This window comes from Acidiphilium sp. 34-64-41 (genome assembly GCF_002282635.1).
Classification (GTDB): Bacteria; Pseudomonadota; Alphaproteobacteria; order Acetobacterales; family Acetobacteraceae; genus Acidiphilium; species Acidiphilium rubrum.
Genome location: NZ_NCJX01000158.1, coordinates 1 through 2,883, shown reverse-complemented (window position 1 = coordinate 2,883; position 2,883 = coordinate 1). Strand labels below are relative to the sequence as shown.

The 2,883-nt window shown below is 61.9% G+C and carries 3 protein-coding genes; all 3 read right to left on the bottom strand.

The genetic code is table 11. The features are described 5' to 3' along the window. The coding region (locus B7X49_RS18460; RefSeq protein ID WP_286840603.1) for an ATP-binding protein at positions 1 to 602 on the bottom strand (602 nt) is incomplete at its 3' end. 17 nt (positions 603 to 619) lie between these two features. Then, on the bottom strand, positions 620 to 2,146 hold the full coding sequence (istA, locus tag B7X49_RS18455; RefSeq protein WP_265638490.1) for an IS21 family transposase: 1,527 nt from the start codon (positions 2,144 to 2,146) through the stop codon (positions 620 to 622). A gap of 492 nt (positions 2,147 to 2,638) precedes the next feature. Next, positions 2,639 to 2,883 (bottom strand): EAL domain-containing protein (locus B7X49_RS18450; protein WP_286840601.1); only part of this gene is annotated, 245 nt, incomplete at its 5' end.

Sequence of the window (2,883 nt, the reverse complement as noted above, 5' to 3'; positions counted from 1 at the left end):
ATGCTCAAAAATGCAGAATGGGCGCTTGGATCTGGCCTCGAGCTCTTGGGGTCGGAGTGCCGCGACGGGCGCTGGACGGTCTCGGCCGTGGGCTGCATGTCGTCGAGGATCAGCAGGTTGACGGCGCCAAGGGTACGGATCATCCGCCCGTGGCGTCCCTCGGCGCGAGCAACCGCCAGTTCGGTGAACAGCTTTGGCGCGCGCTGATAGAGCGCCGGGCGATCATCGCGGCAAGCTTTATGACCGAGGGCGCAAGCCAACCATGATTTGCCCACACCGGTCGGACCGCTCAGCACAAGATTATCGTGGGCGTCGATCCAGTCCCCCTGGATGAGCTTCTGGAACAGCGCCCGATCAAGGCCGCGGACGCTCCGGTAATCGACGTCCTCGATCGTGGCGTTGTGGCGTAGCCGAGCATAACGTAGCCTGGTGGTGAGACGCTTATCGCGCCGGGCGGTGATCTCGCGGTCCAGCAGCAGGCCAAGCCACTCGCCGTGGCTGAGGCCAGGGGTCTCGGGATTGGTGTCCAGTTCAGTAAACGCGCGGGCCATGCCCGCAAGGCCGAGCTGATGGATCTGGTCGAGGGTCGGATGGTTCAGCATGAGTTGTCTCCTTCTCTTCAGTGAAAATATCCGCCGCCCCGGATGTTGGGGTGACGGATCGGGGTGGGATCGGGATTGGCTGCGCCGGCGGCTCGTTCGAGCCGGTGATCGAGGATGGATTTGACTGAGCCATAGGTCAGGGTACCAATCGTGAGCGCGCGCTCGGCCGCGGCGTCGAGCCGATCCGCCCCAACCGTGCGGGCCAGGCGCAGGATGCCGATGCAGGCGCGGAATCCCTGCTCGGGATGTGGCCGGCGTTCGAGGATCAGTGTGCAGAATGTCGCGACCGAGGGGCCGAGCAGAGCCGCTTCCTGATTGATCCGCGCGATGGTCCAGTCGCCATGGCGCCTGTGGCTGGAGGGCATGTGCTCGGTGATCGTCGTGTGCTTGCCGTTGCCCGACCCACGCGCATGTACGGCGATCCGTTCGCCGCGCAGGAAGATCTCGACCGTACGCACGGTGAACCGGGCCTCGACCTCGGCGCGAGCGTGTCGGTACGGGACCGAGTAAAAATGCTTCTTGATCTCGACGTGGTAATCGATGCCGACCCGCCGGCGCCGCCATTGCGCCAGCACATAAGATTGAGCTGGCAAATCTTTCAGCGCCGGGCGATCGAGGGTCTCCAGCAGATGCCGGCGGGTTGCACCCAGACGGCGGATGATCCGCTGCTCGTTCAGCCAGAGGCAGAATTCGCCGATGGCGGCGTTCAGCTCGGCAAGGCTGTGGAACACCCGGTTGCGCAGCTTGCCCAGCAGCCATCGCTCCGCCAGCAAAACCGCCACCTCGGCCTTCGCCTTGTCGCGCGGCCGACGCGGGCGCGCCGGGAGAACGGCGGTGCCGTAATGGCGCACCATGTCGGTGTAGGTCCGGTTCACCTCGGGATCGTAGAGGCAGGACCGGATGATCGCGACCTTGGCGTTGTCGGGCACCAGCAGCGCAGGCACTCCGCCGATCGCGGCGAACGTCCGGTTATGCGCCTCGATCCAGTCTGGCAGCGTCTGGGTCCAGGTAGCTTCGGCGTAGGTGAAGCTCGATGCGCCAAGAACCGCGAGGAAGATCTGCGCCGCGCGCGTCTCACCGGTCAGCCGGTCGATCACCACCGGCACCGTGTCGCCGGCATAGTCGACGAACAGCTTCTCGCCCGAGGCGTGGGTCTGACGCATCGTCACCGGCAACCGGGCTTCCCAGGTTCTGTAAAGCTCGCAGAACCGGCTGTAGCGGTACCCGTCCGGATGCTCGGCGATATACTCGTCCCACAAGATCGACAGCGTTACATGCTTGCGCTGCAGTTCCCTGCGGATTTGGGTCCAATCCGGCTCATCCACCCGCCGATGACCTGGCCGCTTACCCGCCGCACCATCAAACAACCGACTTCCCAATGCCGCTTCGGGCAGCGCCAAAGCCCCCGGACCATCGAGTCCCGCCGCCTGCAGCCGCTTCAGCGTCAGGCGCACCGTCGATGCCGCGACCCCAACCCGGATGCCCACTTGCCGGGTCGATAGACCCGCCATTCTCAGCCGCACAATCTCGCGCACATCGCGCATCGCTATCCGCTCCACTGGCATTCATCTGCTCCCTTGATCAGCCAAAGGGAGTGAACCTGAACAAACCAGCAGCAACCTCAATCCGGCCCCGCCTCGAACCCGCCCAGGTGGGCGAATTGAAGTCGGAACGGGTGGGCGAATTAACGTCGGAATGGGTGGGCGAATAAATCCCGGAATACCGGGCGAGTTACTCTCGGAATGCTGGGCGAATTGACCCCGGAATCAGCATGGTAACCTCCGAATCGGTTACCTCCCCACGAATCCCAGATCGATCCACTCGGGAATCCACAAAATGCCCGACGCCTCAATTTCCGACGTCCTGTTGCATATCGGACTCAGTGAACCGTCAGTTCAGAGGGTTGAACAGCCCTGGGTGACAACCGGATAGGCAAGCATCGGATTTCCACTCGTTATGAAAAACAGACCGACGCACAACGTACTGAAATCACACAACTATCATTCGGCGTCAGGCTCCAAGAGGAAGATTCTTTCTCAGTCCTGCCTGTCAGCCGCTTTTGCTTCCGCGTCAGTTATACAGTTGCCGCCGGCAATAAACTTTAATATATCATTTTCGTCCATAGGTCGCGCGAGCAAATAACCTTGCACGAAGTCACATTCGAGATCCCGAACGTATTGCAATTGACGGGGGGTTTCAACACCCTCAACCGTGACTGGAATATTCAAGGCCTGTGCCATACCCATGATGGCTTCAAAAACTGGCTCACGGTCGTTTTGGT

Excerpts from the sequence above, each read along its gene's own strand:
- istA (WP_265638490.1), bottom strand. The coding sequence starts at position 2,146 with ATGCGCGATGTGCGCGAGATTGTGCGGCTGAGAATGGCGGGTCTATCG.